This is a genomic window from Rahnella sp. ChDrAdgB13 (assembly GCF_017655185.1).
In the GTDB taxonomy this organism is placed as follows: domain Bacteria; phylum Pseudomonadota; class Gammaproteobacteria; order Enterobacterales; family Enterobacteriaceae; genus Rahnella; species Rahnella contaminans.
The window spans coordinates 77403-96920 of the sequence record NZ_JAEMGT010000035.1; the positions used below are offsets into that span (position 1 = coordinate 77403).

Consider the following 19518-nt stretch of genomic DNA (forward strand, 5'->3'; position numbering starts at 1 on the left):
CTTAACCTCTTACTGCGCTTGTACCCGCAGCTCAGCTGCGGAACGACTACGGTGACCCAACAATGCTTTGACATCACTGGACTTCGGTTTTACCAGGGCAAATTTAGGCGCCCATTCCGGCCAGTTCGCCAAAATCTCTTCACCACGGGTCGATGCGGTCAACTGTACGTGTTCGATGATCAAACCGCGCAGATGCTCTTCATGGATAGCCAGATCGGCCACTTCCAGGACTTCAACCAGTTCCGGGTTAACGCGTTTGCGGAATTCGCCGTCTTCATCAAGAACGTAAGCGAAGCCACCGGTCATGCCTGCCCCGAAGTTGACGCCGGTGCGGCCCAGCACACATACAATGCCGCCGGTCATATATTCACAACCGTTATCGCCAATGCCTTCGACTACGGTGATAGCACCGGAGTTACGCACGGCGAAACGCTCGCCTGCACGGCCAGCCGCGAACATCTTGCCGCCGGTTGCGCCGTAAAGGCAGGTGTTACCGATGATGCTGGCTTCATGGCTGCGGAACGCTGAACCGATTGGCGGACGAATAGCTATACGGCCACCGGCCATGCCTTTGCCCACGTAGTCGTTCGCGTCGCCGGTCAGCATTAAATCGACGCCGCCTGCGTTCCAGACACCGAAGCTCTGACCTGCGGTGCCGTTGAAGTTAATACGCACCGGATCTGCCGCCATACCCTGATCGCCATGCTTTTCAGCAATCGCACCGGACAATGTGGCACCAACTGAACGGTCAGTGTTGCGGATATCGAAGTAGAACGCTTTGCTCTGCTTAGAATCGATATGTGGCGCAGCCTGTTCCAGAATGTCTTTGTTCAGCTGGCCTTTGTCGAACGCCGGGTTGCCTTCGGTGCAGTACACCGCTTTGCCTTCGTGCGGCGTCGCTGTTGCCAGCATCGCGGACAGATCCAGATTGTTTTGTTTTGCTGTGAAGCCATCGAGTTCGGTGAGCAGATCGGTACGACCAATCAGATCCACCAACTGGCTGACACCCAGTTCTGCCATGATTTCACGGGTTTCCTGCGTGATGAACCTGAAGTAGTTCGTCACACGCTCTGGCAGGCCGTGATAATGGTTACGACGCAGTTTGTCATCCTGAGTTGCCACACCCGTTGCGCAGTTATTCAGGTGGCAAATACGTAGGTATTTACAACCCAGCGCCACCATCGGGCCGGTACCGAAACCGAAGCTTTCAGCGCCAAGGATTGCCGCTTTGATGATGTCCAGACCGGTTTTCAGGCCGCCATCCACTTGTAAACGAATCTTGTGACGCAGGCCGTTAGCCACTAACGCCTGTTGTGTTTCCACCAGACCCAGTTCCCACGGACAGCCCGCGTATTTGACCGAAGACAGCGGGCTTGCGCCGGTGCCGCCGTCGTAACCTGCGATGGTGATCAGGTCTGCATACGCTTTTGCCACGCCGACCGCGATGGTGCCCACGCCCGGTTCTGAAACCAGTTTTACCGAAATCATTGCTTTCGGGTTGACCTGTTTCAGGTCGAAGATCAGCTGTGCCAGATCTTCGATGGAATAAATATCGTGGTGCGGCGGTGGAGAAATCAGGGTCACGCCCGGCACGGAATAACGCAGCTTCGCGATGTACGGCGTCACTTTATCACCCGGCAACTGGCCGCCTTCGCCTGGTTTTGCACCCTGCGCCACTTTGATCTGAATAACGTCTGCATTCACCAGATAGGCTGGCGTTACACCGAAACGACCCGATGCGACCTGCTTGATGCGTGACACTTTATTGGTGCCGTAACGCGCAGGATCTTCGCCGCCTTCGCCGGAGTTAGAACGTCCGCCGATGCTGTTCATCGCTTCGGCCAGAGACTCATGCGCTTCAGGGCTTAACGCACCGATAGACATTGCCGCGGTATCGAAGCGGGTAAACAGACCTTCGGCCGGTTCTACCTGATCAACCGGAATCGGCTGGCCTTTCGGCGTGACTTTCAGTAAGTCGCGCAAGGTTGCTACCGGACGTTCGTTCACCAGTTTTGCATAGACTTTATAGTCGTCGTAATCGCCGCTGTTTACTGCGGTTTGCAGCGTGGTGACGACGTCAGGGTTGTATGCGTGATATTCGCCGCCGTGGACAAATTTCAGCAGACCGCCCTGATCCAATGTTTTGCGTTTCAGCCAGGCACGTTTGGACAGGTTCAGCAGATCCTGTTCAAAGTCGCTGTAACCGGCACCGCCGATACGGCTGACCACGCCGTTGAAGCAGGTGTTGCACAAATCTTTCGCCAGGCCGACGGCTTCAAACAGTTTCGAACAACGGTAAGAGGCGACGGTGGAAATGCCCATTTTGGACATGATTTTGTACAGACCTTTGTTGATGCCGTTACGGTAGTTCAGCATCACTTCACGGTATTTTTTCTCGATGACCTGCGAATCCACCAGCTTGGCCAGCGTTTCGTAGGCCAGATATGGATAAACCGCGGTCGCACCGAAGCCGATCAGCACAGCAAAGTGGTGCGGGTCGCGTGCGCTGGCGGTTTCAACAATGATGTTGGCGTCGCAGCGCAGGCTTTTTTCCACCAGACGCAACTGCAACGCGCCGACGGCCATTGGCGCAGGCAGCGGTAAGCGGTTTGGTGCGATGTTGCGGTCAGACAGCACCAGCAGAACCGCGCCGTTACGCACTTTCTGTTCGCCTTCGTCACAGAGTTTCTGAACGAACTGCTCCATATTCTGCTCGGTCGGATCGTAAGTCAGATCCAACGTTTCCGCGCGATAGTGTTTGCTGTCGAGCGTGGTGAGCTGTTTGAAATCAGACCACAGCAGGATTGGCGATTTGAAGCTCAGACGGTGCGCCTGACCTTCTGCTTCGCAAAATACGTTCATCTCGCGGCCAATGCTGGTCGCCAGAGACATCACGTGCGCTTCACGCAGCGGGTCGATTGGCGGGTTGGTCACCTGCGCAAACTGCTGGCGGAAGTAGTCATACACGATGCGCGGACGGCTGGAGAGCACGGCAAATGGCGTGTCGTCGCCCATTGAACCGACGGCTTCCTGACCGTTCTCACCCAACACGCGGATGATCTGATCGAGTTCTTCGCTGCTGTAGCCAAACTGTTTCTGGAAGGTTTCCAGCGTACTGTCATCGAGCTCGCGGCTGCCGACCTGATCTTCCGGCAGGTCTTCGAACGGCACCAGGCGCTGAACGTTTTTCTCCATCCATTGCTTATAAGGGTGGCGGCCTTTCAGGTCGTTATCGGTTTCAGCTGAGTGGTGAATCTTGCCGCTGCGGGTGTCGATCACCATCAGCTCGCCTGGTCCGACGCGGCCTTTTTCGACCACTTCATCCGGCTGGTAATCCCAGATCCCTACCTCAGAGGCACAGGTGATGAGCTTATCTTTGGTGATGACATAACGCGCCGGACGCAGACCGTTACGGTCGAGGTTACAGGCGGCATAACGACCGTCTGACATCACGATACCGGCCGGACCGTCCCACGGCTCCATATGCATGGAGTTGAAGTCGAAGAATGCGCGTAAATCGTCATCCATATCCGGGTTTTGCTGCCAGGCTGGCGGAACCAGCAAACGCATGGCGCGCAGCAAATCCATGCCGCCTGCCAGGAACAGTTCCAGCATGTTATCGAGCGAGCTGGAGTCCGAGCCGGTTTCATTCACGAACGGTGAGGCATCTTGCAGATCGGGGATCAGCGGCGTTTTGAATTTATACGCACGGGCGCGGGCCCACTGGCGGTTACCGGTGATGGTGTTGATTTCGCCGTTGTGCGCTAGGTAGCGGAAAGGCTGAGCCAGTTGCCAGCGCGGTACGGTGTTGGTCGAGAAACGCTGGTGGAACAGGCAAATTGCTGATTCCAGGCGCAGGTCGGCCAGGTCTAAATAGAAGCGCGGCAGATCCGCAGGCATACACAGGCCTTTGTAGATCGTGACCACGTTGGAGAAACTGCATACATAGAAGTCTTTATCCTGAATGCGTTTCTCAATACGACGGCGCGCCATATACAGACGGCGTTCCATGTCACGCGGACGCCAGCCGGCGGGCGCGTTAACAAAAATTTGTTCGATGCGGGGCAGGGAGGAAAGCGCGATTTCACCGAGTACGTCCGGGTTAGTCGGAACGTCACGCCAGCCCACCACGGACAGCGTCTCGTTTTGCAACTCTTCTTCAACAATGCGACGGCTCGCCTCAGCTTCTTTTTCATCTTTGCTGAGGAACAGCATGCCGACGGCATAGTTTTTCGCCAGGCGCCAGCCGCGCTCTTCGGCAATCATGCGGAAGAAGCGGTCAGGTTTTTGTAAATGCAGGCCGCAACCGTCGCCGGTCTTGCCGTCAGCAAGGATCGCGCCACGGTGTTGCATACGGGCCAGTGCGTGGATCGCGGTACGCACGACCTTATGGCTAGGTTCGCCTTCTATATGGGCGATCAGGCCGAAACCACAGTTGTCCCTCTCTTGGGATTTATCGTACAACATAACGTGAACCTCCCCAGGCTCTGCGAGACTCTCACACCAACCGCGAGCGGACTTATTCACAGAGCGGACCCGCAATTTCGCGCACTCTTGCGGTGCGTTAATTGCCCGGGCATCTCCGTCAAAGGCCTCTCGTGATGGTTCTCACAAGTGGTGGTTGACTTGTTTTAATGAGGGAGTCTTCAATTACTGCATAAATATGACGAGTTGCTCACCCGTCGAGATTGCTTCCAGCGGACTCCCAACTTAGCGAGAAAGCACAAGGAGGTCAAATGGCGAATTAACTTATATTAAAAGTGATATAAAGACATTTAATTATTTGAAATATATATGATTTATGGTGTTTTTAATGGCGTAATGTCGGTGGGGTAATGCGTGTAAAGTGTGAGCTGACTCACTATGGGAAAAGCTTCATATCTCCGAACCGTGCTGGCAGGTCCGTAATTCCCAGTATTTTATACTGGAAAACACTGCGGGCATGCGGTTTGTCACTGTTTTTAACCTGACAGTAATAATGTACTAATCGGCTCTTCGTAATAAGAATTATTTATACTGGCGTGAATGATTTTATTTGCAGTAATAATGAATAGTTATGCCTGCGCGGAGTGCGCCGGCTGAGAATGAATTCGGAGAGAATAAGGAAAAGATGTTTGCTGCGCGGCAGTTGGCAAAGCCTGTGACGAAATTAAGCCGGCCGATATTAATAATATCACGGCGTAAATTAGTCAATAACTCTGCCCTTATTTCCTGCATTGCACCATGGCAAGCCCCCGCAAGGTGCATCTCACAAACTTCACGCTCAATCTTGCCTGCAGACTCACCACGGCGAGGTTTTGCGGTATGATTCAGGCGACTTCGTTTTAAGGGAACCGTTATGAAGCAAATCCGGGTTTTAGCGCAGTATTATGTCGATCTGATGGTCAAGCTGGGGCTGGTGAGATTCTCTCTGCTGCTGGCGTCTGCGCTGGTGGTGCTGGCGATGATTGTCCAGATGGCGGTGACCATGCTCCTGCGCGGGCAGGTTGAAAGTATCGACGTCGTTCGCTCCATCTTCTTTGGTTTGCTGATTACGCCCTGGGCGGTGTATTTCCTGTCGGTGGTCGTTGAGCAGCTTGAGGAATCACGCCAGCGTTTAGCGCGTCTGGTGGATAAGCTCGAAGAAATGCGCCACCGCGATCTCGAACTGAACCAGCAGCTTAAGGACAACATTACGCAGCTGAATCAGGAAATCGCCGACCGCGTGAAAGCCGAAGAGGCGCGTCTGGCAGTGGTGGACAAGCTGAAGCTTGAAATGCATCACCGCGAACAGGCGCAAATCGAACTGAGCCAGCAATCGGCGCTGTTACGCTCATTCCTCGATGCTTCCCCGGACCTGGTTTACTACCGCAATGAAGATAAGGAATTTTCGGGCTGTAACCGTGCGATGGAATTGCTGACCGGCAAAAGCGAAAAACAGCTGATTGGCCTCACGCCGAATGATGTGTATACCCCGGACATTGCCGAAAAAGTGGTGGAAACCGATGAGAAAGTCTTCCGCCACAACGTTTCCCTGACTTACGAACAATGGCTGGTCTATCCGGACGGGCGTAAAGCCTGCTTCGAGCTGCGCAAAGTGCCGTTCTACGATCGCATTGGCAAACGGCATGGGCTGATGGGCTTTGGCCGCGATATAACCGAGCGTAAGCGTTATCAGGACGCGTTAGAGAACGCCAGCAGGGAAAAGACCACTTTCATCTCTACGATCAGCCACGAGCTGCGTACGCCGCTTAACGGCATCGTCGGGTTGAGCCGCATTCTGCTGGACACCGAACTCGACAAAGAACAGCACAGTTATCTGAAAACCATTCACGTCAGCGCAATCACGCTCGGGAATATCTTCAACGATATTATCGAAATGGACAAAATCGAGCGCCGCAAAGTGCAGCTCGACAATCAGCCGGTGGATTTCACCGAGTTCCTGTCCGATCTCGAAAACCTCTCCGGCCTTCTGGCACAACCGAAAGGTCTGAAATTCGTCATGGATCCGGATTTACCGCTGCCGCGCAGTATTACGACGGACGGCACGCGTTTACGCCAGATCCTGTGGAACCTGATTGGTAACGCCGTCAAATTCACCCGCGAAGGGGAGATTGTGCTGAGCGTCCATTACGAAGCCAACGACATGCTGCGTTTCGTTGTCCGCGATTCCGGCATGGGCATCCCGCAGGACGAGCAGGACAAAATTTTCGCCATGTACTATCAGGTGAAAGATCAGAACGGCGGCAAACCGGCGACAGGAACCGGTATCGGGCTGGCCGTTTCAAAACGTCTGGCGCAAACCATGGGCGGCGATATCACCGTCAGCAGCGAACCGGGCAAGGGTTCCTGCTTCACGCTGACAGTGCGCGCGCCAACGCTCGATGCGCCGGTCGCCGAAGTGGATGAAGAAGAGGATATGCCGCTGCCCGCGCTGCACGTGCTGCTGGTGGAAGATATCGAGCTGAACGTGATTGTGGCGCGTTCGGTGCTGGAGAAACTCGGGAACAGCGTGGAAGTGGCGATGAACGGTCACGACGCGCTGGAGATGTTCGATCCGGACGAATTTGACCTCGTCCTGCTCGATATCCAGCTGCCGGACATGACCGGGCTGGATATCGCCCGCAAACTGCGTACCGATTACGCAGGCAAGCATCTGCCGCCGCTGATTGCGCTGACCGCCAACGTCCTCAAAGATAAGAAAGAGTATCTCGATGCCGGAATGGACGATGTGCTGAGTAAGCCGCTGTCCGTCTCTGCGCTAACCGGCATGATCCAGCAGTTCTGGGATCACCAGCCTGAAGTTTCAGTAATGGAAAAGGAACCTGTCGAAATGAAAAACAGCGAAACGTTGCTTGATACCGCCATGCTTGAACAGTACATCGATTTGGTCGGGCCGAAACTGATTTATCAGAGCGCAGATATGTTCGAAAAGATGATGCCGGGCTATCTCGCGGTGCTGGATTCCAACATGACCGCGCGCGACCAAAAAGGGATTGCGGAAGAAGGCCACAAAATCAAAGGAGCGGCGGGTTCCGTAGGGCTTAAGCACCTGCAACAACTGGCGCAACAAATTCAGACGCCGACGTTGCCTGCGTGGTGGGATAACGTTCAGGAATGGATTGATGAGCTGAAAGCAGAATGGCGTCATGACATACAGGTGTTACGTGACTGGACGGCAAACGCTGAAAAAAAATAACCCCAGCCGAAGCCGGGGTGCGCGAATACTGCGCCAACACCAGGGAAAGAGGTAACCCACGATAGTTATAAGGGTTCGGTTTTCGCAGGTCTTGGAATTCAGTCTTAAAGTCTAATACATCCTGTAGCAATCAACATAACAAATATAAGCAGGACTGTTACAACATTCATTAAAAACTGTGATGTAGATTAGTCTTTGTCTATACAAAACATCAAGTCTTTATCGCAGGATTTTTGACAGAATACAAATGAAGCCTGTTGATGTTGTACCGGTGTCATGCAATTTTGCTTATGGAAGTGAACAATGTCATGCCATTTTGCTGCTTGTTTCGCCGTTAATTTAACCTGAAAATCGGCGGTGGAATGGCTGGATTCACTGACAAGTACTTGTTATTCATCATTTATGCGATTATTGCGTTGTCTTCAGTATTTTGATTTCGACCCATTTTTAAAAATTGTGATGAGTGAAAAAATTTCACTTAGGATGATCAGGTTTTTATCGGGTTAAGTCGCCAGTCTGCAGGCAGTTTTCTGCCATTTTTTACTGTGCGATTTGACTTAGTCAGCGCCACGGTAAACCGGAAAGTGGTGAAAATTCGTTCACTTTTGGTATTTTTATTTATTAGCATTGTTAATGTTTATTTATTGAGTTTATTCACAAATAATTTACATGCTGTCTTTAAATACCCGATGAATGAAAAACTGGAAATGCCGACTACTATGACGGAACCCCTTGATGCCAGTGATCAAAACGCAATTTTGAAATGGAGTTTTTAAGGATGAGTTATGCTTTTTCGCACAATTGTTAGCAGGATTGTGGAGCATTTCGCTAGCCCGCATTATCGGGTCTCCGTTGGGATTGATTAGATGGTCAGATGTGTTGTGGAAACCGCAGAATGAAGAAATTTGCTGGAAAGGGCATTTGGGGAAAACCGGTATTATGGCTGAAACGTGCCGTAATACTTTTGTTTGGCTTATGGGTTGCGGGCATCGTACTTTTTGCTTTTTTACCCGTTCCTTTTTCTGCCGTGATGGTCGAACGTCAGGTTTCCGCCTGGCTCACCGGTGATTTCGGGTATGTGGCGCATTCCGACTGGGTGCCTATGAGCGAAATTTCTGCGCCAATGGCGCTGGCGGTAATGGCTGCGGAAGATCAAAAATTCCCCGAGCATTGGGGCTTTGATGTGGATGCCATCCAGTCAGTTCTGGATAAAGACGGCGGAAAAATGCGCGGAGCATCTACGCTTTCCCAGCAGACGGCTAAAAATCTCTTTCTGTGGGATGGCCGCAGTTGGGTGAGAAAAGGGCTGGAAGCGGGTCTGACCGTGGGGATTGAAACGGTCTGGACGAAACGCCGGATCCTGACGGTTTACCTGAACATTGTTGAGTTTGGCGACGGTGTGTTTGGCGTCGAGCAGGCCTCACAGCATTTCTTCCATAAACCCGCCAGCCGCCTGACGGCTTCGCAGGCCGCATTGCTGGCTGCCGTATTGCCGAATCCTCACCTGTTTAAAGTCAACGCACCGTCGGCCTACGTGCTGCGTCGTCAGCAGTGGATCCTGAGGCAAATGAGCCAGCTCGGTGGGGAATCTTTCCTGCAAGAGCATAAACTGCATTAATTCATGCGGTTTCAGGGCGTAAAAAAGGACAGCCTGAGCTGTCCTTTTTGCGTTAACCGACTGAATTATTTAACGTAAGTAAATGCTGTCGTCACGTGTTTCACGCCACTGACACCGGCAGCAATCCCCGCCGCGGATTTACCTTCTTCCTGCGTGACCAGGCCGAGCAGGAACACTTCCCCATTCTCGGTCGTCACTTTGACGTTGGAAGATTTAACGGAATCGCTGGTCAGCAGCTGAGAGCGAACTTTCGTGGTGATCCACGTATCCACAGAGGCGGTGCCCATGCTGACTGGTTTGCCGGTGCGGATCTCGTTATACACTTCCGTTGCGCCTTCTACGCCCATCGCAATTTGTTTCGCACGGGAGGCCATATCAGCGGACGGCGCCTGACCGGTTAACAGGACTTTACCCTGATACGCGGTGGCGACAATGCGGGCTTCATCTTTCAGTTGTTTATCTTTGCTTATCGCGTTGGAAACACGGGCTTCCAGCGTGCTGTCATCAACCTGAGTGCCCACAGTGCGCGGGTCAGTGGTGGTTTTAGTTGCGACACCGGCTGCACCAACAACCGCAGCCGCAACACAGCCTTGTAACAGAAGGGCGCTTAACAATACAGCTAAGAGAGGGCTCGCCTTCATTGGATCTCCTTAATCGTCCTGGTGTGGGAACAGCGTATTATCTATCAGGTCACAGAGGCAGTTTACTGTGAGCATATGCATTTCCTGAATGCGGGCGCTGCGATGGGAGGGGATCCGGATCTCAACATCATGAGGCCCCAGTAAACCCGCCAGTTCGCCGCCGTCATAACCCGTCAATGCGACAATCGTCATATCGCGGGTGACCGCTGCTTCAACGGCTTTGACAATATCACGGCTGTTGCCGCGGGTAGAAATCGCCAGCAAAACATCGCCAGCCTGACCTAAAGCGCGCACCTGTTTGGCATAGATTTCTTCGTGCAGCCGGTCATTAGCAATCGCTGTCAGAACAATATTGTCTGCACATAGTGAGATTGCAGGAAGGCTCGGACGTTCAGTTTCAAAACGATTAATCAGACTAGCGGAAAAATGCTGCGCATTTGCCGCAGAGGTGCCGTTACCGCAACACAGGATTTTGTTGCCGTTGAGCAGCGATTGCACCAGCGTCATCGCGGCACGGGAAATCGCGTCAGGCAAGGCTTCAGCCGCTGCAATCTGGGTTTGGATACTTTCGGTAAAGCAGACTTTGATTCTATCCAGCACGGGTTTTCGTCCAGTCAGTCGTCGTAATATTTATTCCGCATTGAATGCATCGGGCAGCCATTCTAACTGGCTGCCGGTGATGGCTAAAACATCAAAACGGCAAGGTGATGTGTCAAAGCTTGCGTTGTGGCTTGCAAGCCAGAAAGATGCCGCGCGTAACAAGCGCTGTTGTTTTTGACGCGTTACGCTGGCCGCAGCGCCGCCAAAATTTGCATTGCGCCGGTAGCGAACTTCAACAAACACCCAGGTTTGTTGGTCACGCATGATCAGGTCAATTTCACCTGCACGACAGGCCACATTGGCCGCCACAAAAGTTAATCCGGCTCTTTCAAGATAGCGTCGCGCGTAAGCTTCATATTCGGCTCCGCACGACCGCGTTTTTGACAAAAAATTTATCATCAGTACGTCCTTGTACTTATTTCGTACGGAGAATTCCGGTTTCTCTGCGCAAGTTAACTGCGTTTCTTATGAAGAAACCGGAACCAGCGAGCCCTGACGGTATTGCAGCCACGGCAGTTTGCGATGAATCACGCAGTTTTCATTGGCACTTAAATCACCGGTACTGCCGGAGACCTGGAAGCCAGGCAGCGTCCGCATTTGTGAGAAGTGATTTGCCAGACTCCAGGCATCAATCCCCATCGCGTACAGACGAACCAGCGAGTAATCGTTGCCGAATTTCGCCGCGGCCTGCTGCATCAGCGCAGGGTTAGAACCCGCCAGTAATGGAATGTCGCTAAATTCCACGCCTTCCATTTCCAGACGATAGTCCGGGCCCGCTCCCGCCTGATAGCTGCGTGAACTTGCGTAGACGGATGGATGAGAGCGGCCACTAACCGCCAGATCCAGCATCGGTTTAATCAGCGTGAGTTCGCTCTGAGTCGCTACGACGTAAACGGAATCCACCGCACCGCCGGTGCTGCCTTGCGTAATCTGCGCATCGGTTGGCGGAGCCGGAATGGTAATACCGCCAATCGTGACACCCTGCGCTTGCGCGGGAACTGCACTGTCGCTTGCGGTAACCGGCGTACCGGTCAGGCGGATGCCGCTGCCAATAGATGAACGTAATTCACCGGCAGAGCCCAGCCCTTGTTTCAGGACAGTTTGCCCGCCCAGTTTCTGCCATTCATTGGCAAATGCCTGCGCAATACGGTCACCGAAGGCACCGCGTGGAACCAGTAACAACGGCGAACGTTTCTGTTCTGCCCACATATGGCGGGCGGCATCCTGTGCTTCGTCTTCCGGCGAGAGCGCAAAGTAACAGATATTCGGACTGTTTTTCTCAGTTTCTGGCTGATTGAGCGCTAAAACATTCAGAGGCGTCTGGGCGTTACCCAGCTCATTCACCTGATCTTTCAGCAACGGCCCGACCACCAGTGTGGCGCCGTCCTGTTGTGCCTGCGTCAGTAACGCTGCCAGAGGCTGACCGTTGGTGTCATAAACTTTTACCTGCGCATTGCTGCTGGCAACCGGCGCAACGTCAGGCGTTGGTGCAGGCTGGGCTGGTGCGGTTTGTGGCTGCGCAGTGGTATCCGGGGCGGACGTGCTGACCGCAGCATTCGGATCAACCGGCGTTGTCTGCGCTTGTGCGTTAGGATCGGCTGGCGTTGCCGGTTGTGGCGCGGCCTGACTGACCTGGCCGTTCATCGCCGCGTTGAAGCCCTGCTGAATAGCATTGCCGTAAACCTGTGCAGGCCCGCTCATTGGCAGGAACAGCGCAATTTTACCGGTAGACGCAGGCTGGAAAGTCAGCACATTATTCAGCTGTGTCGGCAGGGTTTTGGCCGCAGGATTGACCGGATAACGGCGCTGCCAGTCTTTGATACCGGCTTTCAGTAAATCAGGATTTTGCTTGTTGCTCTGCCAGACACTCAGCAAATCCAGCCAGCCTTGCAGGGTATTTTCATCCGCGTTAATCACGATGCTGTTAACGTCCTGCGCAGACATTTGTGTCAGCGCGGTCCAGGTTTCATCAATGTTCGTCTGATGAAGCTGGCCCTGCAACAGCGGTTCCTGCGCGATGTAAGCACGGATCAGGCCAAGGCTGGTACGGCCCTGGCTGGCATCGATTTGCGCCTGGTAATAACGGGCTTTCTGATCATTGTTCAGTTTGGCCGGGTCGACCTGGCTCAGAGTGGTTGCCGCTGCCGGGTAATTCTTCTGGGCCACCTGAACTTCTGCACTGGTCAGCTGCTGTTCAACTGTTTGTGCTGCGGTCAGATTTTGCGGCACTTTGGCGAGTTGTTCGGCGGCCTGAGGCACTTTGCCTTCACGTATCAGGGCACGGACTGCAAGCAATTGCCAGTCAGCCTTGTTATCATCACCGCTTTGTTGTGCCTGCTGCAGATAATAATCAGAGCTGCCGGACGCTGCACCCTGGACACTTTCAGTCGGTGCCTGCGGCGCCTGACCGGAACAGCTGGCGAGAAGCATAGCCACGATGATGGCAGGGAGTAAACGTCCCGAACGGGTACGAAAAGTCATTGAGGAAGGCATTCAGTTTCCAGTGATGTTTTTTCAAGATGCTCAATATTAAATCGGCAATCCGGATGAAACAATGAATCAAGACGATCAAGCAGATATTTCTGCCTCAACGCTGTATATCGTACCGACGCCAATTGGCAATTTAGGGGATATTACCCAACGCGCGCTGGCCGTACTCAACAGTGTAGATTTGATTGCCGCAGAAGACACCCGCCATACCGGATTGCTGCTGCAACACTTCGCGATCAGCGCCAAAATGTTCCCTCTGCATGACCACAACGAACAGCAAAAAGCCGAGCATTTGCTGGCGAAATTGCAGGAAGGCCAGACTATCGCGCTGGTTTCTGATGCCGGTACGCCGCTGATTAACGATCCGGGTTATCACCTCGTGCGCCGCTGTCGTGAAGCGGGCATCCGTGTCGTGCCTTTGCCGGGGGCATGTGCTGCCATTACTGCGTTGTGCGCCGCCGGTTTGCCCTCCGACCGTTTCTGTTACGAGGGGTTTCTGCCTGCTAAAACCAAATCCCGTAAAGACACTTTGCTGGCGCTGATCGAAGAACCGCGCACGCTGATCTTCTATGAATCCACGCATCGTCTGATCGACAGTTTGCAGGATATGGTCGAAGTTTGGGGGCCGCAGCGTTATGTGGTGCTGGCGCGTGAACTGACCAAAACCTGGGAAAACATTCACGGCGCGCCGGTTGGCGAACTGCTGGCATGGGTGCAGGAAGTGGAAACCCGCCGTCGCGGCGAAATGGTGCTGATTGTGGAAGGCCATAAAGTCGATGTGGAGGCGTTGCCCGCTGAGGCCCTGCGTACGCTGGCGCTGCTGCAAAAAGAGTTACCGTTGAAAAAGGCCGCCGCGCTGGCCGCAGAAATCCATGGCGTGAAGAAGAATGCGTTGTATAAATACGCGCTTGATGAGCAAGAGGGTGACAAATAGGGTGTAATACCCTATTATCCGCCGCGGAGTTGACCAGACAGTCGCCGCTTCACTGCCGTCCCTTTCGGGGGATACAGGTGGAGGGGAGGAAAGTCCGGGCTCCATAGGGCAGGGTGCCAGGTAACGCCTGGGAAGCGCGAGCTTACGACAAGTGCAACAGAGAGCAAACCGCCGATGGCCCGCGTAAGTGGGATCAGGTAAGGGTGAAAGGGTGCGGTAAGAGCGCACCGCGCGGCTGGCAACAGTTCGTGGCAAGGTAAACTCCACCCGGAGCAAGGCCAAATAGGGGTTCACATGGTACGGCCCGTACTGAACCCGGGTAGGCTGCTTGAGCCAGTGAGCGATTGCTGGCCTAGACGAATGACTGTCCACGACAGAACCCGGCTTAACGGTCAACTCCCTCGTCAAAAGAAAGCCCGCGCAGGTTACTGCGCGGGCTTTCGCCTTTCTGCTATCCGCAAAATCCGTTATCCGCGAATGTTAAACCGGCATGTCGATCAGCAAAGCGCGTAACGGCGTGCTGGCAGAAACAGTCAGGCTGTTTTCCTGATGAATAAACGCCCCGTCTCCGCAGGCCAGTTTTTGCGATTCGTGGCTGACCGCACCCAGCGCATCAACTTGTCCGTGAATCGATTGCAGATACGCCCGCGGGCCACGAACTGGCAGGGAAATCTGTTCACCCGGTTTTAAATCCAGATGATGTATCCAGACATTTTGCCGCAATTGCAGGCTGCCGTTTTTGCCGTCCGGTGATGCCAGCAGGAAATGTTTCGCATCCGGCAGCGTCATTTTCTGGGTTAACGGATTTTCATGTTCGGGGCAGGCGTCCAGCCATAACTGCATGCGCGTCAGCGGCTGGTTCGCGCGGGTATTCAGTTCGCTGTAACTGACGTTTGCCTGCGTGGAAAGCAGCGCCGCTTCACCGGCTTCGACCCGCACGCTGTTACCTTCGCTGTCGCGGTATTCCGCCGAGCCCTGTAAAACCAGATTCAGCACATCAACCCGCGGATAAGTCCGTGGCTGGAAGCTGGCACCCGGCGCCAGCACTTCCTGATTCAAGACGCGCAGCGACGCATAGCCCATCAGCTTCGGATCAAAGTAATGTCCAAAGGAGAAAGTGTAACGTGCCTGCAGCCAACCAAAGTCAGCGGTGCCGCACTCTTTTGCCGTTCTGCTGGTGATCATGGCGGTCGCCTCTCTTAAAAATTTCGATGTATAAATGGTAAGCGTCTGGACGTGTGATTGTTAGCCAGTTAATCTGGTCGCTATATTCAAATTTCCTGACAGAGAAAAGAATGGCTAAGGATCGCGCACTCACACTGGAAGCATTACGGGTCATGGATGCCATTGACCGCAGAGGAAGTTTTGCCGCCGCCGCTGATGAGCTGGGCCGCGTCCCGTCTGCGTTGAGCTATACCATGCAAAAGCTGGAAGAAGAGCTGGACGTGGTGTTATTTGACCGTTCAGGTCATCGGACAAAATTCACCAATGTGGGCCGGATGTTGCTTGAGCGTGGCCGTGTCCTGCTCGAAGCCGCCGACAAACTGACCGTCGATGCCGAAGCGCTGGCGCGCGGCTGGGAAACGCACATCACCATCGTTTGCGAAGCGTTATCGCCTGCCGCGCAGTTGTTCCCGCTGATTGAAAAGCTGGCGCTGAAAGCCAATACGCAGGTTTCTCTGATAACGGAAGTGCTGGCCGGTGCGTGGGAGCGTCTGGAGCAGGGGCGTGCGGATATCGTCATCGCACCCGATATGCATTTCCGCTCTTCCACCGAAATTAACAGCCGCAAGCTGTACAAACTGGTCAGTGTCTATGTGGCAGCGCCGGATCATCCTATCCATCAGGAAGCCGAACCGTTATCGGACGTCAGCCGGGTGAAATACCGCGGGATTGCTGTCGCCGATACTGCCCGTGAACGCCCCGTGCTCACCGTTCAGTTACTGGATAAACAACAGCGGCTGACGGTCAGTACGATTGAAGAAAAACGTAAGGCGTTGCTGGCCGGATTAGGCGTAGCGACGATGCCTTATCCGATGGTCGAGAAAGACATCGAGGAAGGGCGTCTGCGGGTGGTCAGTGCGGAATATAACCGTGAAACCGACATCATTATGGCGTGGCGTCGCGACAGCATGGGCGAGGCAAAAGCCTGGTTCCTGCGTGAAATTCCAAAGTTACTGGCAACGCGGGAAGCGAAGTAAAATGCCCTTCCCCTTTATGAAGGGGGAAGGGAAAAGACAAGATTAAAAGCGTTTGTCGCGGCCGTGCTCAGATTCTAAATCCTGTGCCGGTCCGGTCGAAATAATGCCGTACGGATTGATGGTCGCGTGGCTGCGGTAATAGTGATTACGGATATGCGCAAAATCCACCGTTTCACGAATTCCCGGCATCTGGTAAATATCGCGCAGGAAATCGTACAAATTCGGATAATCGCTGATGCGGTGACGGTCGCATTTGAAATGCGTGACGTAGACCGGATCAAAGCGAACCAGCGTGGTCCACAGACGGAGATCGGCTTCGGTGAGCTTGTTGCCTGTCAGATAGCGGTGTTTACTCAGTAATTCCTCAGCGCGTTCCAGCGCATCAAACACGCCATTCACCGCTTCGTCGTACGCGTCCTGAGAGGTCGCAAAACCGGCTTTATACACGCCGTTGTTGATTTGCGGATAGACCCACTCATTAATCTCATCAATCGACGGGCGTAACGACGGCGGATAATAATCCCCGGCTTTTGCGCCCACGGCATCAAACGCGCTGTTAAACATGCGGATGATATCTGCCGATTCGTTGCTGACAATCGTCTGCTGCTTTTTGTCCCACAAGATCGGTACAGTCACGCGGCCTGTGTAATCATTCTGCGCACGCAGATAGATTTCATACGCATAATTCAGATGATACAAATCATCGCCGGTAGCGGCCGGGAAATCGGTTCCGAACGTCCAGCCATGTTCCAGCATCAGCGGGTGTACGACGGAAACAGGGATAATGTCTTCGAGCCCTTTCAGGGCGCGCATCAGCAGTGTCCGGTGTGCCCACGGACAGGCCAGTGAAACATAAAGATGATAGCGGTCTCGCTCAGCGGTAAAACCGCCGACGCCGTGCTCGCCCGGTGCACCATCGGGTGTGATCCAGTTACGGAACTGCGCCGCAGAACGTTTGAAATGACCGCCGGTAGATTTGGTGTCATACCAGGTGTCCTGCCATTTGCCTTCGACCAGTTGTCCCATGATATTTTCCTTACTGTCAGTGACCTTTCAGAATTAAAAAGGGCGAGGTGATTAATCACATCGCCCTACAGGTGCTTTTTTATTGTCTTATTGAATTATAGCCTGGGTTACAGCGCCCTGGTGCCGGAGCAGTGATTACCAGTTTTTCTTGATCAGACGGTCGATGCTGAATGCGCCCGGGCCTGAAGCAAACAGAACGAAGAAACCGCCAGCGATGGACAGGTTTTTCATGAACATCATCTGGTTCACGCCCTGTGCAAAATCAGTATGGAAGATCAGCGCCGTCAGGATGGTGAAGATGGCTGTGATCAGCGCAGTAGTGCGGGTGAAGAAGCCGAACAGGATTGCCAGACCGCCGCCAAATTCTAACAAAATAGTCAGTGGCAGGAAGAAGCTTGGAACGCCCATGGAAGTCATGTAACCCGCGGTTGCGGTGTAACCGTTAATTTTTCCCCAACCGGCAACGATGAACAGAATTGGCATCAGGATACGGGCTACCAGTAAAGCTGTGTCTTGTAACTTAGTCATTTTCTTCTCCAAAACGTAGTGTGCTCAAATTGAGCTTAAAGTGTTACCGGTCCGGTCAGAAAATGTTTCTCGCCGTTACCGCATCAGTTGATGACGAGATAATAAGTCTAACGATTACGCTTTGTTAGCAAGTAAAACTGTTGGAATGATTCAAATAAATTGAACGGCGGAAGGATTGTTATTCAAAAAGAAAAGGGTCGGATGAATAGTCATCCGACCCTTTGATGTGAATGTCGCTAAGCTTATTTGCTGGCGAAAGTCTTGCGGAAAAGCCGGACGGTGCCCCAGATACCAAATGCCCGCCGTGACCAGCGCACAATGCTGCTGGGATGGCGGATGCCGTAGACGGCAATCAGGCTGGAACCCACGACCAGATACTTACGCATATCCACGATTTTCACCCAGCCGCGATCAATTTTCGCTGTGGCATCCAGCCAGTCAGAACCCGCCTCAGATAGCTCGGCGCGCTGGCGCTCAATCTGGCGCAGAAGTCTGACTTTTTCGATAGCGCGGTTTGGGATACTCATAGATTGTCATCCTTTTCCAGCAACGCCCGATCGATATCCAGCTGTTTGCGGGTGAGGCTCAAAAGCGTTGAACGTTTGGCTTTTGCCAGCGTCATCGCGCCTAAAACCACAGCAAGGAACAGCAGAACACCGGTCGCCGTGCCGATCGCAATCAGGCGATACGCCGGGTCAATTGCCCAGAAAAGGAGGACCAGCAAACTCATAAGACCAAAGGCGGTAAAAATCAGGGTAATGCCAGCCATGAGCAGCAATTGGAAAATATTGGCCTTTTCCTCTTCCAGCTCAACAACAACCAGCCTGACACGCGTTTCAACCATGCCCACCACCACGGTGGCGATGCGTGAAACGATGTCAAAAAGCCCTTTACCCGGTCCCTGTGGTGCCGGTTTTATCGGTTCAGACATAATTAGCGACGGGCTAACAGAACGCCAATCACAACACCGACAGCGGCACCAATACCGACGCCTGTCCACGGTTTTTCATGTACGTAATCATCGGCTTTGCCAGCGATTTCTTTGGTCTGAGTGGCAATCTTATCGCCCGTATCGCTCAGACGTTCGCGGGTATCTTTCAGCAGGGATTCCGCTTTGCCGCGTAACTTATCGAGTTCAGCTTTCGGCTTATCGGTAGAGGTCTGAAGAACTTCTTCCAGCGTATCTGCCAATGACTTTAATTCAGCGCGCAGTTGTTCTGATGTATTACTAGCCATGTGTAAGTCACTCCATACGTTAACTGATTCGAACTTTTAACATAGCGGATATTCAGGTGATCGCAAATGCGAATTGTCTGTTTTAAAAAGCAAGATCCCGCATTAAAGCGCCGGCCGGGCGCTTTAAGAGAGGGGATTACAGACCCTGAGCCTGTTTAAGTTCAGACTGTGCTTCTTCCAGTTTTTGCTGCTTTTTGGCGATTTTTTCGTGATTGCCATTCGCCTGAGCTTCTTTCAGTTCCTGCTCACGTTCGCGGACTTTCTCACGTTTTTCTTCGACACGTTTCTGGTTTTCAGCTTTAAGCCCAGCATCTGTGCAGTGCGCTTTATTCTCACGCAGTGCCTTTTCCAAACCGTCGACGCGGTTCTCGTTTTTGTGCAGGCGGGCTTCGTCGATCTGTTTCTGAATTTCGTGCTGTTTCGTCACGCAGCTTTCTGGCTGAGGCGCAGCAAAGCTTGCGGTGGTGAATAACATTGCCGGGGCTAAAACGAGTGCAGATAAAGTGATTTTCATCGTCGGGCTTCCTTTTGATGGTTAAGTGATTGTGGCACTTATTTCCGTGAGT

Annotated in this window: 16 protein-coding genes and 1 other RNA gene; 5 read left to right on the forward strand and 12 right to left on the reverse strand. The window is 53.2% G+C overall.

Features of this window, described 5'->3' with window-relative positions; translation table 11 throughout:
• Positions 1 to 9 precede the first annotated feature (9 nt).
• The gene (gene gltB, locus J8X26_RS12420; protein WP_152327321.1) at positions 10 to 4467 is read right to left on the reverse strand and encodes a glutamate synthase large subunit; all 4458 of its coding nucleotides are present in this window, start codon (positions 4465 to 4467) and stop codon (positions 10 to 12) included.
• Positions 4468 to 5338: 871 nt separating this feature from the next.
• On the opposite strand from gltB, the gene arcB reads away from it, so the two are divergent.
• Both arcB and mtgA read left to right on the forward strand, forming a co-directional pair.
• On the forward strand, positions 5339 to 7678 hold the full coding sequence (gene arcB, locus J8X26_RS12425) for an aerobic respiration two-component sensor histidine kinase ArcB (protein WP_152327320.1): 2340 nt from the start codon (positions 5339 to 5341) through the stop codon (positions 7676 to 7678).
• Positions 7679 to 8573: 895 nt separating this feature from the next.
• A complete protein-coding gene (mtgA, locus tag J8X26_RS12430; protein ID WP_152327319.1) occupies positions 8574 to 9296 on the forward strand; it encodes a monofunctional biosynthetic peptidoglycan transglycosylase in 723 nt (240 codons plus the stop codon).
• A 65-nt stretch (positions 9297 to 9361) separates the two neighbouring features.
• Here mtgA and dolP read toward each other — a convergent pair whose 3' ends face one another.
• From dolP to J8X26_RS12450, 4 genes are all read right to left on the reverse strand, one after another.
• Positions 9362 to 9937, reverse strand: a complete 576-nt coding sequence (gene dolP, locus J8X26_RS12435; RefSeq protein ID WP_152327318.1) for a division/outer membrane stress-associated lipid-binding lipoprotein — start codon at positions 9935 to 9937, stop codon at positions 9362 to 9364.
• A gap of 9 nt (positions 9938 to 9946) precedes the next feature.
• Positions 9947 to 10537 carry a DnaA initiator-associating protein DiaA gene (gene diaA / locus J8X26_RS12440; protein WP_013577230.1) on the reverse strand — a complete coding sequence of 197 codons (591 nt, stop codon included), beginning with the start codon at positions 10535 to 10537 and terminating at the stop codon, positions 9947 to 9949.
• Between the two features lie 30 nt (positions 10538 to 10567).
• Positions 10568 to 10936, reverse strand: coding sequence for a YraN family protein (locus J8X26_RS12445; protein ID WP_152327317.1), 369 nt, complete (start codon positions 10934 to 10936; stop codon positions 10568 to 10570).
• A gap of 66 nt (positions 10937 to 11002) precedes the next feature.
• Positions 11003 to 13030 carry a penicillin-binding protein activator gene (locus tag J8X26_RS12450; RefSeq protein WP_208951014.1) on the reverse strand — a complete coding sequence of 676 codons (2028 nt, stop codon included), beginning with the start codon at positions 13028 to 13030 and terminating at the stop codon, positions 11003 to 11005.
• A gap of 61 nt (positions 13031 to 13091) precedes the next feature.
• Here J8X26_RS12450 and rsmI point away from each other — a divergent pair, with 61 nt between their 5' ends.
• Positions 13092 to 13961, forward strand: coding sequence for a 16S rRNA (cytidine(1402)-2'-O)-methyltransferase (gene rsmI / locus J8X26_RS12455; protein WP_152327315.1), 870 nt, complete (start codon positions 13092 to 13094; stop codon positions 13959 to 13961).
• A 25-nt stretch (positions 13962 to 13986) separates the two neighbouring features.
• Positions 13987 to 14365, forward strand: an RNA gene (gene rnpB, locus J8X26_RS12460) — RNase P RNA component class A.
• Between the two features lie 76 nt (positions 14366 to 14441).
• On the opposite strand, the gene J8X26_RS12465 is transcribed toward rnpB, so the two are convergent.
• Positions 14442 to 15146 (reverse strand): pirin family protein, encoded by a 705-nt coding sequence (locus J8X26_RS12465; RefSeq protein ID WP_208951015.1) that lies wholly within the window; start codon positions 15144 to 15146, stop codon positions 14442 to 14444.
• Positions 15147 to 15256: 110 nt separating this feature from the next.
• On the opposite strand from J8X26_RS12465, the gene J8X26_RS12470 reads away from it, so the two are divergent.
• Entirely contained in the window at positions 15257 to 16162 is a 906-nt protein-coding gene (locus J8X26_RS12470) for a LysR family transcriptional regulator (protein WP_152327312.1), read from the forward strand.
• 42 nt (positions 16163 to 16204) lie between these two features.
• Here J8X26_RS12470 and J8X26_RS12475 read toward each other — a convergent pair whose 3' ends face one another.
• The 6 genes from J8X26_RS12475 to J8X26_RS12500 all read right to left on the reverse strand — a co-directional run bounded on the left by J8X26_RS12475 (position 16205) and on the right by J8X26_RS12500 (position 19466).
• Positions 16205 to 17188: a glutathione S-transferase family protein gene (locus J8X26_RS12475; protein ID WP_208951016.1), complete on the reverse strand. Its 984-nt coding sequence runs from the start codon at positions 17186 to 17188 to the stop codon at positions 16205 to 16207.
• Between the two features lie 135 nt (positions 17189 to 17323).
• Positions 17324 to 17716 (reverse strand): DoxX family protein, encoded by a 393-nt coding sequence (locus J8X26_RS12480; RefSeq protein WP_101074992.1) that lies wholly within the window; start codon positions 17714 to 17716, stop codon positions 17324 to 17326.
• A gap of 242 nt (positions 17717 to 17958) precedes the next feature.
• On the reverse strand, positions 17959 to 18243 hold the full coding sequence (locus J8X26_RS12485; RefSeq protein ID WP_152327310.1) for a YqjK-like family protein: 285 nt from the start codon (positions 18241 to 18243) through the stop codon (positions 17959 to 17961).
• Positions 18240 to 18647 (reverse strand): phage holin family protein, encoded by a 408-nt coding sequence (locus J8X26_RS12490; protein ID WP_152327309.1) that lies wholly within the window; start codon positions 18645 to 18647, stop codon positions 18240 to 18242. The genes J8X26_RS12485 and J8X26_RS12490 overlap by 4 nt, the downstream gene beginning before the upstream one ends.
• Before the next feature lie 2 nt (positions 18648 to 18649).
• Entirely contained in the window at positions 18650 to 18952 is a 303-nt protein-coding gene (locus tag J8X26_RS12495) for a YqjD family protein (RefSeq protein WP_152327308.1), read from the reverse strand.
• Between the two features lie 136 nt (positions 18953 to 19088).
• On the reverse strand, positions 19089 to 19466 hold the full coding sequence (locus J8X26_RS12500; protein WP_152327307.1) for a DUF1090 domain-containing protein: 378 nt from the start codon (positions 19464 to 19466) through the stop codon (positions 19089 to 19091).
• Positions 19467 to 19518: the final 52 nt, after the last annotated feature.

What these genes read in the sequence shown, in the direction of transcription:
- gltB (WP_152327321.1), bottom strand. Translation starts at nt 4,467, where the DNA reads ATGTTGTACGATAAATCCCAAGAGAGGGACAACTGTGGTTTCGGCCTG.
- arcB (WP_152327320.1), top strand. Translation starts at nt 5,339, where the DNA reads ATGAAGCAAATCCGGGTTTTAGCGCAGTATTATGTCGATCTGATGGTC.
- mtgA (WP_152327319.1), top strand. Translation starts at nt 8,574, where the DNA reads ATGAAGAAATTTGCTGGAAAGGGCATTTGGGGAAAACCGGTATTATGG.
- dolP (WP_152327318.1), bottom strand. Translation starts at nt 9,937, where the DNA reads ATGAAGGCGAGCCCTCTCTTAGCTGTATTGTTAAGCGCCCTTCTGTTA.
- J8X26_RS12445 (WP_152327317.1), bottom strand. Translation starts at nt 10,936, where the DNA reads ATGATAAATTTTTTGTCAAAAACGCGGTCGTGCGGAGCCGAATATGAA.
- J8X26_RS12450 (WP_208951014.1), bottom strand. Translation starts at nt 13,030, where the DNA reads ATGCCTTCCTCAATGACTTTTCGTACCCGTTCGGGACGTTTACTCCCT.
- rsmI (WP_152327315.1), top strand. Translation starts at nt 13,092, where the DNA reads ATGAATCAAGACGATCAAGCAGATATTTCTGCCTCAACGCTGTATATC.
- J8X26_RS12465 (WP_208951015.1), bottom strand. Translation starts at nt 15,146, where the DNA reads ATGATCACCAGCAGAACGGCAAAAGAGTGCGGCACCGCTGACTTTGGT.
- J8X26_RS12470 (WP_152327312.1), top strand. Translation starts at nt 15,257, where the DNA reads ATGGCTAAGGATCGCGCACTCACACTGGAAGCATTACGGGTCATGGAT.
- J8X26_RS12475 (WP_208951016.1), bottom strand. Translation starts at nt 17,188, where the DNA reads ATGGGACAACTGGTCGAAGGCAAATGGCAGGACACCTGGTATGACACC.
- J8X26_RS12480 (WP_101074992.1), bottom strand. Translation starts at nt 17,716, where the DNA reads ATGACTAAGTTACAAGACACAGCTTTACTGGTAGCCCGTATCCTGATG.
- J8X26_RS12485 (WP_152327310.1), bottom strand. Translation starts at nt 18,243, where the DNA reads ATGAGTATCCCAAACCGCGCTATCGAAAAAGTCAGACTTCTGCGCCAG.
- J8X26_RS12490 (WP_152327309.1), bottom strand. Translation starts at nt 18,647, where the DNA reads ATGTCTGAACCGATAAAACCGGCACCACAGGGACCGGGTAAAGGGCTT.
- J8X26_RS12495 (WP_152327308.1), bottom strand. Translation starts at nt 18,952, where the DNA reads ATGGCTAGTAATACATCAGAACAACTGCGCGCTGAATTAAAGTCATTG.
- J8X26_RS12500 (WP_152327307.1), bottom strand. Translation starts at nt 19,466, where the DNA reads ATGAAAATCACTTTATCTGCACTCGTTTTAGCCCCGGCAATGTTATTC.